Annotated in this window: 3 protein-coding genes; all 3 read left to right on the top strand. The window is 73.4% G+C overall.

Annotated elements, in window-relative coordinates; genetic code table 11:
• The coding region (locus G6R24_RS20660) for a Crp/Fnr family transcriptional regulator (protein ID WP_163550794.1) at nt 1-607 on the top strand (607 nt) is incomplete at its 5' end.
• Between the two features lie 153 nt (nt 608-760).
• Nucleotides 761-1,654: a HipA family kinase gene (locus G6R24_RS20655; RefSeq protein ID WP_163550795.1), complete on the top strand. Its 894-nt coding sequence runs from the start codon at nt 761-763 to the stop codon at nt 1,652-1,654.
• Nucleotides 1,647-1,805, top strand: a 159-nt coding sequence (locus G6R24_RS20650; protein WP_163550793.1) for a DUF3037 domain-containing protein, incomplete at its 3' end; no start/stop codon positions are given. The genes G6R24_RS20655 and G6R24_RS20650, both read left to right, overlap by 8 nt.

Raw genomic sequence — 1,805 nt, 5'->3', positions numbered from 1 at the left:
CCAGTCCAGCTTCGTCGTCGTTCTGCTGGAGGGCTGGGTGAAGGTCACCGCGGCGACGGAGAACGGGCATTTCGCGTTGCTCGCGATTCGCCGGGGTGGCGATCTGGTGGGGGAGCTCGCGGCGATCGACGCGCTTCCCCGCATGGCGACCGTCGTGGCGGCCGGCCCGGTGCGTGCGACGGTGCTCTCGGCGGAGGCCTTCCTCGGCTGCCTGCGTCGCCACCCGCTGGTGCACCAGGTGGTGAGCGGCACCCTGGGGGCGAAGTTCCGCGCGGCGACCAGACGCCGGGTGGAGTTCGCCGGCTACCCGGTCGCGCTGCGGGTGATGCGGGTCATCCTGGAACTCGGGCAGATGTACGGCCGCCCGGTGGCGGACCAGCACGGTGCGGTCGCCATCCCGTTGACCCAGCCGGAGATCGCCGCGCTCGTGGGAGCCGCCGAGCCGACGGTGCACAAGGTGCTGCGCGATCTGCGGCGGCGCGGTCTGCTGTCCACCGGCTACCGGTCGGTCATCATCCGGGATCCGCGGTTGCTGCGGGCGGAACTCGCCTGCCTGGATTCGGGCTCCCGGGCGGTGCAGGAGAACTACCGCGCTGCCGGCGCATGATTCTGGACCACCCGCACATCGCTTTGACAGCGCGGCATCTGGCGTCCGCCGGGACGTTCCGGCGGGCCTGCCGTTCCGGTGGCTGTTGGTAGGGTGCCGTCACGGGCGGGGAGGAAACCGGACGGGTGCGGGCGAAGGCGGGGGCGCGTGGGGCTGCGGCGGGTGACGGCGGTGCGGTACGCGGCGGCGCTGCGTGAGGGCGGGAGCCTGCCCGGTCTGATGGAGGGTGACGACCTCGGCACCTGGGTGGTGAAGTTCCGCGGCGCGGGGCAGGGGCAGGGGGCGCTCGTCGCCGAGGTGGTGGTCGGGGAGCTGGCTCGTGCGCTGGGGCTGCCCGTACCCGAGATCGTCGTCGTCGACGTCGACCCGCGCCTTGGCCGCACCGAACCCGACCAGGAGGTGCAGGACCTGCTGCGGGCCAGCGCCGGCGCCAACCTGGGGCTCGACTATCTGCCCGGGTCCATCACCTACGATCCGCTCGCCTTCACCGTCGCCCCGGAGCTCGCGGCGCGGGTGCTGTGGCTGGACGCGCTGACGCTCAACGTAGACCGGTCGTGGCGCAATCCGAACCTGCTGGTGTGGGGCGGCGGCCTGTGGTTGATCGATCATGGCGCCGCGCTGTACCCGCATCATGACTGGGCGAGCGCGGACGGGTCTGTCGCCCGGACCCTGCCCGGTGTGGCTGACCATGTGCTGCTACCGGCGGCGGCCCGACCTGACGCGTTCGCGCGGGCCGACGCGGAACTCGCCGGCCAGGTGGAGGCTGCACTGCTCACCGCCGTGCTTGACCGGGTACCCGCGGACTGGCTGGCGGTGCCGCCCGAGCGTTACGTCCGGTGGCTGCTGGCCCGGGTCGAGGCGCGGGCGGCCTGGCGGGACGCGGTGATCACGGCCCTCGGCTCCGCCGACGAGGTGCGGCAGACCGGCCAGGCCGGGCAGGCAGGCCAGGCCTGGCGGGCGGGGCGGGCGGGGCGGCCGGAGTGGCTGCGGGCCGGTGACTGGTTGCGCACGGGTGGGACGCGGCCTCGGCGGCGTGCCGATGCCTGAGCTGTTCGAGTACGCGGTGATCCGGCTGGTGCCGCGGGTGGAACGCGGTGAGTTCCTCAATGTCGGGGTGGTGCTGTACTGCCAGCCGCCGCGGTTTCTGGACCTGCGCTGCCAGCTGGAGGCATCCCGGGTCGCGGTGCTGGACCCGCAT

The sequence above is a fragment of the Candidatus Frankia nodulisporulans genome, from assembly GCF_902806475.1.
GTDB classification, from domain to species: Bacteria; Actinomycetota; Actinomycetes; order Frankiales; family Frankiaceae; genus Frankia; species Frankia umida.
Note: the sequence above shows the minus strand (reverse complement) of the source record. Positions and strands in the feature narration are given on the sequence as shown.